Raw genomic sequence first — 13,848 nt, forward strand, 5'->3', positions numbered from 1 at the left:
GGTTAACTGGTGAGTAACAAGTCATGCGGCGGACCAGGCACCGCCCAGGCCCGCCCGGCCCCGCATCACGGCACCACCACAGAGGACGAAGAACATGCCCGAAGCAGTCATCGTCGCCACCGCGCGTTCCCCGATCGGCCGTGCCTTCAAGGGTTCGCTCAAGGACATCCGCCCCGACGACCTGACGACCCAGGTGGTCGGTGCCGCACTGGCCAAGGTCCCCCAGCTCGACCCCAAGAACATCGACGACCTCATGCTCGGCTGCGGGCTCCCCGGCGGTGAGCAGGGCTTCAACATGGCCCGCATCATCGCCGTCCAGCTCGGCCTGGACTCCGTCCCGGGCACCACCGTCACCCGGTACTGCTCCTCGTCGCTGCAGACCACCCGCATGGCCTACCACGCGATCAAGGCGGGCGAGGGCGACGTGTTCGTCTCCGCCGGTGTGGAGACCGTGAGCCGTTTCGCGCACGGCAGCAGCGACAACCCCCAGAACGAGAACCCCGCCTTCGACGACGCCAAGGCCCGCACCGCCAAGCGCGCCGAGGGCAGCGCCGAGACCTGGACCGACCCGCGCGAGGACGGCAACCTCCCGGACGCCTACATCGCGATGGGCCAGACCGCGGAGAACGTCGCCCAGATCACCGGGATCTCCCGCGAGCGCCAGGACGAGTTCGCCGTGCGTTCGCAGAACCTCGCCGAGAAGTCGCTGGACAACGGCTTCTGGGAGCGCGAGATCACCCCGATCACGCTGCCCGACGGCACCGTGGTCACCACCGACGACGGCATCCGCCGCGGGACCACCTACGAGAAGGTCTCGCAGCTGCAGCCGGTCTTCCGCCCCGACGGCACCGTCACGGCCGGCAACGCCTGCCCGCTCAACGACGGCGCCTCCGCGGTGGTCATCATGAGCGACACCAAGGCCAAGCAGCTGGGCCTGACCCCGCTGGCGCGCATCGTCTCCACCGGTGTGACCGGCCTGAGCCCCGAGGTCATGGGCCTGGGCCCGGTCGAGGCCTCCAAGCAGGCCCTGGCCCGCGCCAACATGTCCGCCGGCGACATCGACCTGGTCGAGATCAACGAGGCCTTCGCCGCGCAGGTGCTGCCCTCGGCCGACCAGCTCGGTCTCGACGTCGACTCCCAGCTCAACGTCAACGGCGGTGCGATCGCCGTGGGCCACCCGTTCGGCAGCACCGGCGCCCGCATCACCGGCACCCTGCTCAACGGTCTGCAGTTCCACGACAAGACGTTCGGTCTGGAGACCATGTGCGTGGGCGGCGGCCAGGGCATGGCCGCGGTCTTCGAGCGCCTCAACTGATCCGAGGACGCCCCGCGTGAGTGAGGGCCCGGCGCCGCGGGGTGCCGGGCCCTCCTGCATGTGCGGCCGCTGCCCGGCGGTCTCCCTCCCGCCGCGTACGACGCGTAACGGGACGAAGCAACACCTTCCACCCCCTCCGAGGTAAAAGCTGGTGACCAGGTCTTGTCCGAACCGTGATCCTGATGCAGGGTCGCAGGTAAGTGCCTGATCTCTACGCACTGCCGGAGGTGCCTATGCCGGGAACCCACTCGCCGGAGATCCACGCCAAACTCGTCGAACGCATCCCGACCGTCACCGGACGCGGACTCCACGAGTGGTTCGCCGCTCTCGACCGGGGCCCGGGCCTGCTCAAGCGCTCGGACCGATCGCACTGGCTCGCGGACGAGTACGAACTGCCCCACTGGTACGCCCAGGCCATCGTCACCGAGTACGACCGCAGGCGCCGCGACAGGTCCATCCCGGCCCCCCGACCCGGGGCCGCCTGAGCCGCCGAACAGCACCCCCGCCGACGACGAAGGGGCCGCTGCCCGGGTGTTCCCGGACGGCGGCCCCTTCGCTGTGCGCGGCAGGCTTCGAGGCCCGCGGGCGGTGACGACTATTCGTCGAACATCATCTTGATCATCCACAGGAGGCGGAGAATCTCGATGTAGAGCCAGACCAGGGAGACGGTCAGGCCGAAGGCGAACTGCCAGGCGAACTTGTTGGGCACGCCCGCCTGGATGCCCTCCTCGATCCCACGGAACTCGATGGCCAGCGTGCAGGCCGCGATGACCACGAACACCAGGCCGACGATGAGGCCGAGGGTGCTGGGCTCACGCAGACCGAAGCCGCCGGGGATGAAGAAGCTCAGGAGGAAGTTGACCAGGATCAGCGCACCGGCGGCCAGCGCGGCGTAGGTCACGGTCTTGACGAAGCCGTCGGTGACCTTGATGATCCGGAACTTGTACAGGGCCAGCATCACGCCGAACACCGCGACCGTGGCCACGACCGCCTGGGTGATCAGGGTGCCGTCACCGCCGGGCGCCAGGGACGCCGCGAGCGTGGCGGAGATACCGCCGACGAGCAGGCCCTGGAGGGCGGAGTAGGCCAGGATGGCGGCCGGGCTGGTCATGTTCTTGAACGCGATGACCAGGCCGAGGACGAGACCGCCCAGCGCGCCGACCAGGGTCAGACCCATGGCCATGCCGGGGTTGCTCTGGAACGTGAAGTAGTTCACGACGGCCAGCAGGACCACGACGCCCAGCGACATGCCGGTACGCACGACCACGTCGTCGATCGTCATGGGGGCGGTGCCGGCGGCCTGCGGGGGCGCGGCGGGGTAGCCCTGCTGCGGGTAACCCTGCTGGGGGTACCCCTGCTGCGGGTAGCCCTGCTGGGGGTAGGGCTGGCCGTAACCGGGCTGGCCGTAACCCTGCTGGTAACCGGCTCCCTGAGCCTGCCCGGCGTGCTGCTCGAGCGCCCGCTTGACCGCGGGGTTGGAACTGCGCATTCGCATGTTCGGTTCAGGCCTTTCCTGCGTGGATTGCTGCCCACAAAGTAACGCACGGGCTCCATCACGAGTTCCACGGGCCGGGTCACCATCGGGACACGTGTCGGACTCCGCTCCCCGCACACGGCGGCGCCCCGGGGGCCGGAGCGGCCGTCCCGGGGCGCGGGTGCGGGATGTGCCTCAGCCCCGGGTCACGAGGGAGCGGGCGAGGAAGAGCATGTTGGCGGGCCGCTCGGCCAGGCGGCGCATGTAATAACCGAACCACTCGGTGCCGTAGGGCACGTACACGCGCATCGTCTTGCCCTCGGCGGCGAGGCGGCTCTGTTCCTTGTCCCGGATCCCGAAGAGCATCTGGTACTCGTGGTCGTCCGCGGAACGGCCCGCGGCGGAGGCGAGTTCCCCGGCGATGGCGACCATGCGGGGGTCGTGCGAGGCGACCATGGGGTAACCGTCGCCTTCCATGAGCACGCGCAGCGCACGCACGTAGGCGCGGTCGACCTCGTGTTTGTCCCGGTAGGCGACGGAGGCGGGTTCGTCGTAGGCGCCCTTGCACAGGCGCACCCGCGACCCGGCCCCGCTCAGGTCACGGCAGTCGGCCACGGTGCGGTGGAGGTAGGCCTGCAGCACCGCCCCGACGAAGGGGAAGTCCGTGCGCAGCTCGCGCAGGATCCCCAGCGTGGAGTCGACGGTGGTGTGGTCCTCCATGTCGAGGGTCACCGTGGTGCCCGCGGCCTTGGCCGCCTCGGCGATGCGCCGGGCGTTGTCCAGGGCGATGCTCTCCCCGTCGGCGCCGAGGAACTGGCCCACCGCCGACAGCTTGACCGAGACCTCGGCACGCTTGGCCAGGCCGCCCTCCCCAAGCGCGGCGAGCAGTTCCTCGTAGGCCCGGACGGTCGCATCGGCCTGGGCACGGTCCGTGGTGTCCTCACCGAGGAAGTCCAGCGTGACGTGGCGGTCCCGGGTCACGTCGGCCACGGTCGGCAGGGCGCTCTCCAGGTCGGCGCCGGCCACGAAGCGGTCGACCATCGCGCGGGTCATAGGCGTGCGCTCGACGACGGTCCGTGCGGTCTGCGACCGGGCGGCGAGCAGTAGGGGTGTACGAAGCATGGTGACCTCGAGGAAAGACGAGCGCGAGCCGGAGGGCCGGCGCAACCGGTGGGACGGCGGATGCGTGTGTCCCGTGGATTCCAGAGGGGGGTGGCGGGCGGGCGCGCGGTCAGGGCCGCGCGCCCGCCCGGGACGGGGTTCCCCCTCAGGACGGGAGAGGGGGAACAGGCCCGGGGCCTCAGCCCTGGTGCGGGTAGGACGAGGTCGTCGGGGCGACGAAGGTCTCCTTGATCGCCCGCGGGCTGGCCCAGCGCGCCAGGTTCTGCGCCGACCCGGCCTTGTCGTTGGTGCCGGAGGCACGGGCACCGCCGAACGGCTGCTGGCCGACGATCGAACCGGTGGGCCGGTCGTTGATGTAGAAGTTGCCGGCGGTGAAACGCAGCGCCTCCTCGGCCTGAGCCACGGCCGCACGGTCTCGGGCCAGGACGGCGCCGGTCAGGGCGTAGGCCGAACCCTCGTCGACGGTCTTCAGGATCTCCTCGTACTTGGCGTCCTCGAAGACGTGCACGGCCACGACCGGGCCGAAGTACTCGGTACGGAAGACGTCGTTGGAGGGGTCGCTGCCCTCGATGATCGTCGGGCGCACGAAGTAACCCACGGAGTCGTCGGCGGTGCCGCCCGCGACGACGTTCAGGGTCGGGTCGCTCTTGGCGTCCTCCAGCACGCGGCTGAGCTTGTCGAACGCACGGCGGTCGATGACGGCGCCGATAAAGTTCGACAGGTCCGAGACGTCGCCCATGCGCAGCGCCTCGGTCTCGGCGATGAGGTCGTCGCGGGTCTGCTCCCACACCGAGCGGGCGACGAATACCCGCGAGGCCGCCGAGCACTTCTGGCCCTGGTACTCGAAGGCGCCGCGCACGATCGCGGTGCGCAGGACCTCCGGGTCGGCCGAGGAGTGGGCGACGATGAAGTCCTTGCCGCCGGTCTCGCCGACGATGCGGGGGTAGGAGCGGTAGGAGGCGATGTTCTCGCCCACGCTCTTCCACAGGTGCTGGAAGGTGCCCGTGGAACCGGTGAAGTGCACACCGGCCAGGTCGGGGTCGTTCAGGGCGATGTCGGAGACGTCCCGCCCGTCACCGGTGACCATGTTGATCACGCCGGGCGGCATCCCGGCCTCCTCCAGCAGGCGCATGGTCAGCTCGGCGGCGAACTGCTGCGTCGGGGAGGGCTTCCAGACCACGACGTTGCCCATCAGGGCGGGCGCGGTCGGCAGGTTCCCGGCGATGGCGGTGAAGTTGAACGGGGTGACCGCGTAGACGAACCCCTCGAGCGGGCGCTGCTCCATGCGGTTCCACACGCCCTTGACGCTCAGCGGCTGCTGCGAGATCAGCTGCCGGGCGTAGGAGACGTTGAAGCGCCAGAAGTCGATGAGCTCGCAGGCGGCGTCGATCTCGGCCTGCTGGATCGTCTTGGACTGGCCGAGCATCGTGGCGGCGTTGATGGTCGCGCGCCAGGGGCCCGACAGCAGCTCGGCGGCGCGCAGGATGACGGCGGCGCGGTCGTCGAAGGACATCGCGCGCCAGGCGGGGGCGGCCTTCTTGGCGGCGGCGACGGCGTCGCGGGCGTCGTCGTGGGTGGCGTTGCGCATGGTGCCCAGGACGTGGGCGTGTTTGTGGGGCTGCACCACGTCGATGGGCTCGCCGCCGCCCATGCGGCTCTGCCCGTCGATGCGCATCGGCAGGTCGATGCTCTCCCGGCCGAGCTCGGCCAGCGCGGTCTCGAGCTCGGCGCGCTCGGGGCTGCCGGGCGCGTACGTAAGGTTCGGCTCGTTCACCGGCACGGGCACGTCGGTCACGGCGTCCATGGGCACCTCCCTGAAGGTTGTCCCTGTGCTCACAGGGGTCGATCTGCCGTCAGAATCTCAGAGTCCGGACATCACGACCTTGTGGGCCGGGCCACTCTTTGCCAACCTTCTTTGTTCTGTAGGACAAAATGGAACGACCATGAACACTGACGCTCCAGTCCCGCACCCCGACCGGCACCACCCGACCGACGGCCCCAGCGGTCACACGCACCACGACATCCCCCCTGGGCACAGCGTCCCCCTGCCCGAGGACCCGACCGGCCTTCCGCTGCGCCGCCTCCTGGTGTCCCTGGGTGACCCGGTCGTGGACGTGGCCGCGGCACCCGGCGGCCTCGATGTGCGGGTGGACAACGTCGTCATCGTCGACCCCGAGGACCGCGTGGAGGCGCGCCCGGGCGACCTCGTCCTGCTCATCGGGGCACGGGGCGGGGCGGCCCGCCGGCTCGTGCGCGCCCTGGCCGACCAGGGCGCCGCGGCGGTGGCCGTCAAGACCGGTGGGAACGGTGAGGAGCTGCTGCCCCCTCCCCCGGGCGGGCGTGCCCGGCGGCCCGGGGGCGACGAGCTGCGGGCCCTGCGCACGGAGGCGGAGGAGGCCGGGGTGGCCCTGCTGTCGGTGCGGTCCGAGGTGCGCTGGGACCAGTTGCAGGCGGTGTGCCGCAGCATCGTCGACGACGCCCGGGTGAACAGCTCCGACGACCTCGCCGAGTCCAGCGGCGACCTGTTCTCCATGGCGCAGACCATCGCCCAGCTGACCGGCGGGCTGGTCAGCATCGAGGACTCCGCGAGCCGGGTCCTGGCCTACTCCAGCGGCGCCGAGGTCGACGAGCTGCGGCGTCTCTCGGTCCTGGGACGCCGCGGCCCGGAGTCCTACCTGGCCCTGCTGCGCGAGTGGGGTGTCTTCGCACGGCTGCGGTCGGGTGAGGAGGTCGTGCGCATCGACGAACACCCCGAGTTCGGGCTCCGGCGCCGCCTCGCGGTCGGGATCCACGCCGGCAACCAGCCCCTGGGCACGATCTGGGTGCAGGAGGGCGAACAGCCCCTGACCGAACGCGCCGAGGAGGCCCTGCTCGGCGCGGCCCGCACCACGGCCCTGCAGATGATCCGCCAGCGCACCCGCACGAGCGCGGGCCTGCGCCTGCGCGAGGACCTGCTCTCCAGCCTGTTGGAGGGGCGCATCGACGCGGGCGCGCTCGCCGACACCGTCGAGGTGCGCTCGGACCGCGGCGCGCTCGTGGCCGCCTTCTCCCTCACCCCCGCCGCGTCGGCAGAGGCCCCGGCGGAGGAGCGCCCGGACCGGCCCGAGCGCGAGCTGCGCCGGCGCCGCCTCATCGACCTGGTGTCGGTACACACGGCCGCCTACCGCCGCAGTTCCCTGGTCACGGAGTTGGAGGGCCGGGTGTACGTGCTGCTGCCGGACCTGGTCCCGGGCCGTGAGGGGTTGCGCGGGGTCGAGCAGTCGGTGCTGTCGTTGACGCGCAAGACGGTCGCGGCGGCGCGTTCGGCCCTGGGGCTGCAGGTGCAGGCCGCCGTGGGTTCGCTGGTGGACCGGCTCGCGGAGGTGCCGGACTCCCGCGCGGAGGCCGACCGGGTCCTGGACGCCATGCTCCGCGACCTGGACCGCGACACCGACTGGGAGGTGGCCACCATCTCCGACGTGCGTTCGCGGGTGCTCATCAGCGAGACCCTGGCGCGCCTGCGGGAGGGCCCCTCGCTGCGCGATCCCCGGGTGAACCGGCTGCTGGAGTACGACCGGGCGGGCGGGGCCGACCTGGTGCGTTCGCTGCTGACCTACCTGGAGGCCTTCGGGGACGCGCGGGCGGCGGCCGAGCGGCTGCACATCCACCCCAACACCCTGCGCTACCGGGTGCGGCGTGCGGCCTCGGTCAGCGGGATCGACCTGAACGACCCGGGCGAGCGCCTGTTCACGCAGCTGCAGCTCCTGATGGAACAGCAGGACCCCGACGCCTCCTGAACCGGGACGCCGGGGCCTCGCGCGGTACCCCCGGTCGGATTCGAACCGACACTTGTGACCCTTTTAGGGGGCCTGCCTCTACCGTTGGGCTACGAGGGCGTGCCCATCATACCGGCCGGGAGGATTGCCCACTTTGGCGGCGCTTGGCCGGATGGGGACACACGAAGGACCGGCCTCCCCCGTGGGAGAGACCGGTCCTCGGCGGGTCCGGAGCGGGCGCGGGTGGTGTTCCCAGGCGTGGCCCCCGGGTGCCCGGGGTCAGCTGGCGCGGCGCAGGAGTCGGCCGTCCTCGACCTGCGGGTGGGCGGCCTCCTCGAACGCCTGGCGCGGCTCGGCCATGTCCGGCAGCGCGGCGATCTCCCGGCGCAGGAACAGCCCGAGCGTCCAGTCGGTCAGCACCCGCAGCTTGCGGTTGAAGGTCGGCACGGCCATGAGGTGGTAGCCGCGGTGGGCGTACCAGGCCAGGCGCCCGGTCAGCTTGATCTTGCCGAGCAGCTGGGCGGCGCCCTTGTGCATGCCCAGGCCGGCGACCGCGCCGAGGTTCTTGTGCTCGTAGGCGGTCAGGTCACCGCCGCGCAGCGTGGCGATGACGTTGTCGGCCAGCACGGGGGCCATGCGCACGGCGTTCTGCGCGTTGGGCGGGTAGAAACCGCCCTGGCCGTCGGGCACCTGGGCGTTGTCGCCGCCCGCGAAGACGTTCTCGGCGCCGTTCACGGTCAGGTACTCGCTGGTGTCCAGGTGGCCCTTGGGGCCCAGCGGCAGGTCGCTCGCGGAGACGACGGGGCTGGGCTTGACCCCGGCGGTCCACACAAGGGTTCCGGCGTCGAACTCGGTGCCGTCGCTCAGCTTGATGCGCTGGTCGGTGGCCGACTCCAGGAAGGTGTTGAGCCGCACGTCGATGTCGCGGCGGCGCATCTGGTTGAGGGCCTTCTCCCCGACCTCGGGACCGACCTCCGGAAGGATCTTGTCGGCCGCCTCGATCAGGTAGAACTGCACCTCTTCCTGCTCGATGGTCGGGTGCAGGCGCACGGCGTCGCGGACCATGTCCTCGAGTTCGGCGACGGCCTCGGCGCCGGCGAACCCGCCCCCGACGAACACGAAGTTCAGGGCCTTGCGGCGGGTCACGGGGTCGCTGGTGGAGTCGGCGATCGTGAGCTGGTTGAGGACGTGGTTGCGCAGGTGCGCGGCTTCCTCGACCGTCTTGATGCCGATGCCCCACTCGGCGAGCCCGGGGATCGGCAGGGTGCGCGAAACGGCACCGGCCGCCATGACCAGGTAGTCGTAGTGCAGCGTCTCGGGCTCGCCCGCGTTGGGCTCGTAACGCACGACGCGGTCTGCGTGGTCGATGCGGACCACACGGCCCCCGAGCACGCGGACCCGGTCGAAGACCTTGCGCAGCGGCACGACCACGTGGCGCGGGGAGATGCTGCCGGCCGCGGCCTCCGGGAGGAAGGGCTGGTAGGTCATGTAGGCGTTGGGGTCGATCACGGTGATCCGGGCCTCGCCCGCACCGAGCTTCTTCTCCAGGCGCCTCGCGGTGTACATCCCGAGGTAGCCGCCACCGACGACGAGGACGTGCGGGATCTCCGTGTCGTCCCCTCCGCCGTGCACCAGCCGGTAGTTCCTGCTCTCGGTCATCGCATATCCGCCCTAACGGTTTCCTCGGTCACCCGGTCTCGCTTGTGCATTCTTTCACAAGCGACTACCGACAGAGAAGGTTCACAAGGGATCACCTTTCGACCATCTCAGGACCGCAGCTTTTAGTGTTTTCGCAGGTCACAATAGTTGTGAATGCATTCACAAGGTTCACTCGGGTGACGGGTCTCACCCGGAGGTCCCTTGTGGTTCCCCTGAAAGACCCTTGTGGGGATCAGGAAACGAGGCTCCAGGCGACCCCGTCGAGGATGTCCTGCTCGCTCGCGGTGAAGTGGTCGGCGCCCGTACGCGCCACCACCCGCGACAGCACCAGCGCACCCGCCCCGATGACGTCCACGCGGCCCGGGTGCATGACCCCGATCGCGGCACGGTCCTCGTGGGTGGAACGCAGCAGCTCGCCGGTGATGCGCTCCAGGTCGGCCACCCCGACGCTGGTGTGGTGGATGCGCTCGGAGTCGTACTCGGGCAGGTCGAGGGCGATGCCCGCGACCGTGGTCGCCGTACCGGCCACACACACCACGGAACCGGACTCGCGCAGCGGCACGGTCTTCTCGACCTCGTCCAGCGCCGCGTCGATGTCGGCCGTGGCCGCGTCGATCTGCTCCCGGGTCGGCGGGTCGTCGCGCAGATGGCGCTCGGCCATGCGCACGCAGCCCACGTTCACCGACAGGGACGCACGGATCAGCTCACCCTGTTCCGGGTCGCCGCCCAGCACGAACTCGGTGGAACCACCGCCGATGTCCACGACCAGGAACGGAGGCGTCGGACCGCCCTCCTGGTCGGCCTCGGCGTCGAACTCGGCGGTGGCGCCCACGAAGGACAGCTCCGCCTCGTCCAGACCGGTGACGACCTCGGGCTCAACGCCCAGGATCCCGTGCACGCCCTCCACGAACTCGTCGCGGTTGGAGGCGTCGCGGGTGGCGCTCGTGGCCACCATGCGCACCGCTTCCGGGCCCAGCTCGATGCCGTGCGCCCGGATCGCCTCGGCGTACCCGCGCAGCGCCGTGAACGTGCGCTCCAGCGCCTGGGGAGCGAACGCCCCCGTCTCGTCCACGCCCTCGCCCAGGCGCACGATCTCCATACGCCGGTCGAGGTCGACCACCTCGACCTCGTCACCGTCGATGTGCACGACCTCGGCGATCAGCAGCCTGATCGAGTTGGTCCCGCAGTCGATCGCAGCGACCCCGCTCATGAGCCGTTCCCCTCACTGACCTCGGAGGTGTCCTCGTCGTCCACGCACACACAGGGGCCCTTGGCCCACCACTCGGGAAGCTCTTCCAGCGCCTCGGCGCCGAAGGGGTTGGAGCCCGGGACCGCCAGCTCGTGGGCGACCAGGGCGTGCAGGCACTTGACCCGCTCGGGCATGCCCCCCGTGCTCTGCATCCCCTCGGGGAGGGGTTCCAGACCGTCCGCGCGCGCCTGCGCCGAACGCTCGGCGATGTAGGACTCGTGCGCCTCGGTGTAGGCGGCGCGGAGCTCGGGGTCCTCCCCCAGGCGCTCCTGCATCCGCCGCATGACGCCGTCGTTCTCCATGCGCCCGATGGCCGAGGCGGCGCGCGGGCACGTCAGGTAGTACAACGTCGGGAAGGGGGTGCCGTCTTCCAGGCGGGGCGCGGTACGCACCACGTCCGGCAGCCCGCAGGGGCACCGGTGGGCGACCGCGCGCACACCGCGCGGGGGACGGCCGAGCTGGCGTTCGACGGCGGCGACGTCACTGGCGTCGACGGGGCCGTCCTGCGGCGTGGATACGGGCTGATCTGCGGAAGTCATGACCGGACCAGCATAGGCCCCGTGAAGGGCCATGGGACCCTCAGGGGGATGTCACATCGGCCTCATCCGGAACCGCGCGGGTCGTCGGCCTGCAGCACCGACTCCCACAGCGTGGTGAACCAGGGTTCGTCGGGTTCCTCGTCCTGCTCCGGGTCGGACTCGGCCTCGGGGCGGACCACGATGTAGGCGGTCTCGTCCGGGTACTGGTAGTGCAGCCGGGTGCGGGCCTCGCGTTCGACGTACTCGTCCTCGGAGAGCTCCTCGGCGCGCTGCTCCAGGTGCGCGACGTTGTCCTCCATGCGCTCGCGCTCCTCCTGGAGCTGGGCAACCTGCGCGCGCTGGGCCACGTACTCGCGCAGCGGATAGGCCAGGGTCAGCGCGATGACGCACACCACCAGGGCGAGGATGGCCGCCCGACTCGTGAGCATGGGCCGCACCCGCTGCCGGGTGCGGCCCGTGCTCCTGCTCGAGGGTCCCGTCTTGCTGCCCCGCGCCGGGCGTGCAGCGCCGCCCTTGGTGCCCGTCTTGCCCGACCTGACGGGTTCGGCGGACTTGGCGGTCTTCTTGCCCTTTGCTGGGGGCTGCTTGGATTCGCGGGACACTGGGGCAGACTAGCCGCGTGCGCGGAACCTCGGGAAGGCCGACACGCCCGCGTACACCGCGGCTTCGGCGAGCTCCTCCTCGATGCGCAGCAGCTGGTTGTACTTGGCCACGCGCTCGCTCCGGGCCGGGGCTCCGGTCTTGATCTGGCCGGCGTTGGTGGCCACGGCGATGTCGGCGATGGTGGTGTCCTCGGTCTCGCCGGAACGGTGGCTGATCATCGCCGTGTAGCCGCTGTGCTGGGCCAGGGACACGGCCTCCAGGGTCTCGGTGAGGGTGCCGATCTGGTTGACCTTCACCAGCAGCGAGTTCCCGGTGTCCGCGTCGATGCCGCGCTGCAGGCGCTCGGGGTTGGTGACGAACAGGTCGTCGCCCACGAGCTGGACCTTGCTGCCGAGCTCGGCGGTCAGGGTCTTCCAGCCCTGCCAGTCCTCCTCGTCGAGGGGGTCCTCGATGGAGACCAGCGGGTAGGCCGCGACGAGCTCGGCGTAGTAGGCCGCCATGTCGTCGGCCGAACGCTTCTGGCCCTCGAAGGTGTACACGCCGTCGGAGAACAGCTCCGAGGCGGCGACGTCCAGGGCCAGCGCGATGTCGGTGCCCGGGGTGTAGCCGGCCTTCTCGATGGCCTCGACGATGAGGTCGAGGGCCGCGCGGTTGCTGTCGAGGTTCGGGGCGAACCCGCCCTCGTCGCCCACGCCCGTGCCCAGGCCGTGGGCCTTCAGGACCTTCTTCAGGGAGTGGTAGACCTCGGTGCCCCAGCGGAGCGCCTCGGCGAAGGTGGGCGCGCCGACCGGGGCGACCATGAACTCCTGGATGTCGACGTTGCTGTCCGCGTGGGCGCCGCCGTTGAGGATGTTCATCATCGGGACCGGGAGCACGTGTGCGTTCGGGCCGCCGATGTAACGGAACAGCGGGAGCCCGGCCTCGGCGGCGGCCGCCTTGGCCACGGCCAGGGAGGCGCCCAGGATCGAGTTCGCACCGATGCGCGACTTGTCCGGGGTGCCGTCCAGGTCGATGAGCGCACGGTCGATGATGCGCTGCTCGTCGGGGGCGTAACCCAGCAGCTCGTCGGCGATCTCGTCGTTGACGGCCGTGACCGCCTTGGTCACGCCCTTGCCGCCGTAGCGGTCGCCGCCGTCGCGCAGTTCGACGGCCTCGAACTGCCCGGTGGAGGCGCCGCTGGGCACTCCCGCGCTCTCCATTGTCCCGTCGTCGAGCAGGACCTCGACCTCGACTGTCGGGTTGCCCCGGGAGTCGAGGATCTCCCGCGCCTGTACTGCCTCGATGGACGCCACGGTCATCTCCGTCTCTTGGTTGCTGCTCGGACCCCTGGGTCGGGACCCGCCGAAAGCCTAGCGAGGGTCGGCCGCGGGAGTCTCCCCAGGTTGCACTTGCCCAACACCAGATCGGGCGGTCGGAACGGGGTTCGGCCCTGATCAGTCGGCGTGGCCGGGTGCGGTGCCGCAGCGCAACGCGGCCATGGCGATCTGGACGGCGCGGTCGCGGTGCTGGGCGGCCTCGTCGGCGGGGAGCATGACGGCGATGTCCTGGATCCCGCCGAGGGCGATGACCGCGCCCATCCTGGCGGGGGTGCCCGGGTCCTCGCCGACCAGGAGCGCGTCGAGCCGGCGGCGCACGGACATCACGCTCTCGACCAGGCCGGACTCCGAGAGCGCGGTGAGGTCGTTGAGCACGGCCAGCATGAGCCCCCTGTGGCGCACGCACAGGTCGAAGTACTCGCCAAGCAGCTGTTCGGCGCCGGCTCCCCCGGAGTGGCGTTCCAGGAGGTGTTCGGCCTCGGTCACCAGGGGTTCCACGAGGGCGGCGAGGAGGTCGCGTTTGGAGGGGTAGTGGTAGTACAGCGCGGCCTTGGTGATCCCGAGGCGTTCGGCTATCTCCCGCAGGCTGGTCCTCTCGTACCCCTGGCGGCCGAACAGTTCCACGGCCACGTCGCGGATCTCGGCCTTGGTGTCACTCTGCGCTCTGGGCACGCGCCGCTCTCTTCCTCGTTCCGGTTCCTCGGTGCGACGAGTCTAGCTGCGACCGTCCGCACGGTAAGTACCTTGTCGCTCGGTAAGTTACTTGACGCCCGGCAAGGCGGCTTCCTACCGTGGAGTCTCGGACGAACACGAAGG

The 13,848-nt window shown here is 70.7% G+C and carries 12 protein-coding genes and 1 tRNA gene; 3 read left to right on the forward strand and 10 right to left on the reverse strand.

Features of this window, described 5'->3' with window-relative positions:
• The first annotated feature begins 94 nt into the window (after window positions 1-94).
• Window positions 95-1,315, forward strand: a complete 1,221-nt coding sequence (locus IDM40_RS16220; protein ID WP_193122842.1) for an acetyl-CoA C-acetyltransferase — start codon at window positions 95-97, stop codon at window positions 1,313-1,315.
• A gap of 233 nt (window positions 1,316-1,548) precedes the next feature.
• Complete coding sequence (locus tag IDM40_RS16225) at window positions 1,549-1,800, forward strand: DUF4287 domain-containing protein (RefSeq protein WP_017614849.1); 252 nt, start codon at window positions 1,549-1,551, stop codon at window positions 1,798-1,800.
• Between the two features lie 110 nt (window positions 1,801-1,910).
• On the opposite strand, the gene IDM40_RS16230 is transcribed toward IDM40_RS16225, so the two are convergent.
• The 3 genes from IDM40_RS16230 to pruA form a co-directional block, all read right to left on the reverse strand.
• Complete coding sequence (locus tag IDM40_RS16230) at window positions 1,911-2,810, reverse strand: Bax inhibitor-1/YccA family protein (RefSeq protein WP_193122843.1); 900 nt, start codon at window positions 2,808-2,810, stop codon at window positions 1,911-1,913.
• A 174-nt stretch (window positions 2,811-2,984) separates the two neighbouring features.
• The gene (locus IDM40_RS16235; RefSeq protein ID WP_193122844.1) at window positions 2,985-3,911 is read right to left on the reverse strand and encodes a proline dehydrogenase family protein; all 927 of its coding nucleotides are present in this window, start codon (window positions 3,909-3,911) and stop codon (window positions 2,985-2,987) included.
• Window positions 3,912-4,089: 178 nt separating this feature from the next.
• Window positions 4,090-5,715, reverse strand: a complete 1,626-nt coding sequence (pruA, locus tag IDM40_RS16240; protein WP_193122845.1) for an L-glutamate gamma-semialdehyde dehydrogenase — start codon at window positions 5,713-5,715, stop codon at window positions 4,090-4,092.
• Window positions 5,716-5,854: 139 nt separating this feature from the next.
• Here pruA and IDM40_RS16245 point away from each other — a divergent pair, with 139 nt between their 5' ends.
• Window positions 5,855-7,687 (forward strand): helix-turn-helix domain-containing protein, encoded by a 1,833-nt coding sequence (locus IDM40_RS16245; protein WP_235997655.1) that lies wholly within the window; start codon window positions 5,855-5,857, stop codon window positions 7,685-7,687.
• 25 nt (window positions 7,688-7,712) lie between these two features.
• Here the strand turns inward: IDM40_RS16245 and IDM40_RS16250 are convergent.
• The 7 genes from IDM40_RS16250 to IDM40_RS16280 all read right to left on the reverse strand — a co-directional run bounded on the left by IDM40_RS16250 (window position 7,713) and on the right by IDM40_RS16280 (window position 13,704).
• Window positions 7,713-7,786: transfer RNA gene (locus IDM40_RS16250), tRNA-Leu, on the reverse strand.
• A gap of 159 nt (window positions 7,787-7,945) precedes the next feature.
• Entirely contained in the window at window positions 7,946-9,325 is a 1,380-nt protein-coding gene (locus IDM40_RS16255) for an NAD(P)/FAD-dependent oxidoreductase (protein ID WP_193122846.1), read from the reverse strand.
• Window positions 9,326-9,557: 232 nt separating this feature from the next.
• Entirely contained in the window at window positions 9,558-10,535 is a 978-nt protein-coding gene (locus IDM40_RS16260; protein WP_193122847.1) for a Ppx/GppA phosphatase family protein, read from the reverse strand.
• Window positions 10,532-11,113 (reverse strand): DUF501 domain-containing protein, encoded by a 582-nt coding sequence (locus IDM40_RS16265; RefSeq protein ID WP_193122848.1) that lies wholly within the window; start codon window positions 11,111-11,113, stop codon window positions 10,532-10,534. The genes IDM40_RS16260 and IDM40_RS16265 overlap by 4 nt, the downstream gene beginning before the upstream one ends.
• A gap of 62 nt (window positions 11,114-11,175) precedes the next feature.
• Window positions 11,176-11,541, reverse strand: a complete 366-nt coding sequence (locus tag IDM40_RS16270) for an FtsB family cell division protein (RefSeq protein WP_193122882.1) — start codon at window positions 11,539-11,541, stop codon at window positions 11,176-11,178.
• A 183-nt stretch (window positions 11,542-11,724) separates the two neighbouring features.
• Entirely contained in the window at window positions 11,725-13,008 is a 1,284-nt protein-coding gene (eno, locus tag IDM40_RS16275; RefSeq protein WP_193122849.1) for a phosphopyruvate hydratase, read from the reverse strand.
• Between the two features lie 141 nt (window positions 13,009-13,149).
• The gene (locus tag IDM40_RS16280) at window positions 13,150-13,704 is read right to left on the reverse strand and encodes a TetR/AcrR family transcriptional regulator (protein WP_193122850.1); all 555 of its coding nucleotides are present in this window, start codon (window positions 13,702-13,704) and stop codon (window positions 13,150-13,152) included.
• Window positions 13,705-13,848: the final 144 nt, after the last annotated feature.

The sequence above is a fragment of the Nocardiopsis coralli genome (genome assembly GCF_014892575.1).
Lineage (GTDB): Bacteria > Actinomycetota > Actinomycetes > Streptosporangiales > Streptosporangiaceae > Nocardiopsis > Nocardiopsis coralli.

Coding starts and splice junctions, on each gene's coding strand:
- IDM40_RS16220 (WP_193122842.1), top strand. CDS start 95: ATGCCCGAAGCAGTCATCGTCGCCACCGCGCGTTCCCCGATCGGCCGT.
- IDM40_RS16225 (WP_017614849.1), top strand. CDS start 1,549: ATGCCGGGAACCCACTCGCCGGAGATCCACGCCAAACTCGTCGAACGC.
- IDM40_RS16230 (WP_193122843.1), bottom strand. CDS start 2,810: ATGCGAATGCGCAGTTCCAACCCCGCGGTCAAGCGGGCGCTCGAGCAG.
- IDM40_RS16235 (WP_193122844.1), bottom strand. CDS start 3,911: ATGCTTCGTACACCCCTACTGCTCGCCGCCCGGTCGCAGACCGCACGG.
- pruA (WP_193122845.1), bottom strand. CDS start 5,715: ATGGACGCCGTGACCGACGTGCCCGTGCCGGTGAACGAGCCGAACCTT.
- IDM40_RS16245 (WP_235997655.1), top strand. CDS start 5,855: ATGAACACTGACGCTCCAGTCCCGCACCCCGACCGGCACCACCCGACC.
- IDM40_RS16255 (WP_193122846.1), bottom strand. CDS start 9,325: ATGACCGAGAGCAGGAACTACCGGCTGGTGCACGGCGGAGGGGACGAC.
- IDM40_RS16260 (WP_193122847.1), bottom strand. CDS start 10,535: ATGAGCGGGGTCGCTGCGATCGACTGCGGGACCAACTCGATCAGGCTG.
- IDM40_RS16265 (WP_193122848.1), bottom strand. CDS start 11,113: ATGACTTCCGCAGATCAGCCCGTATCCACGCCGCAGGACGGCCCCGTC.
- IDM40_RS16270 (WP_193122882.1), bottom strand. CDS start 11,541: ATGCTCACGAGTCGGGCGGCCATCCTCGCCCTGGTGGTGTGCGTCATC.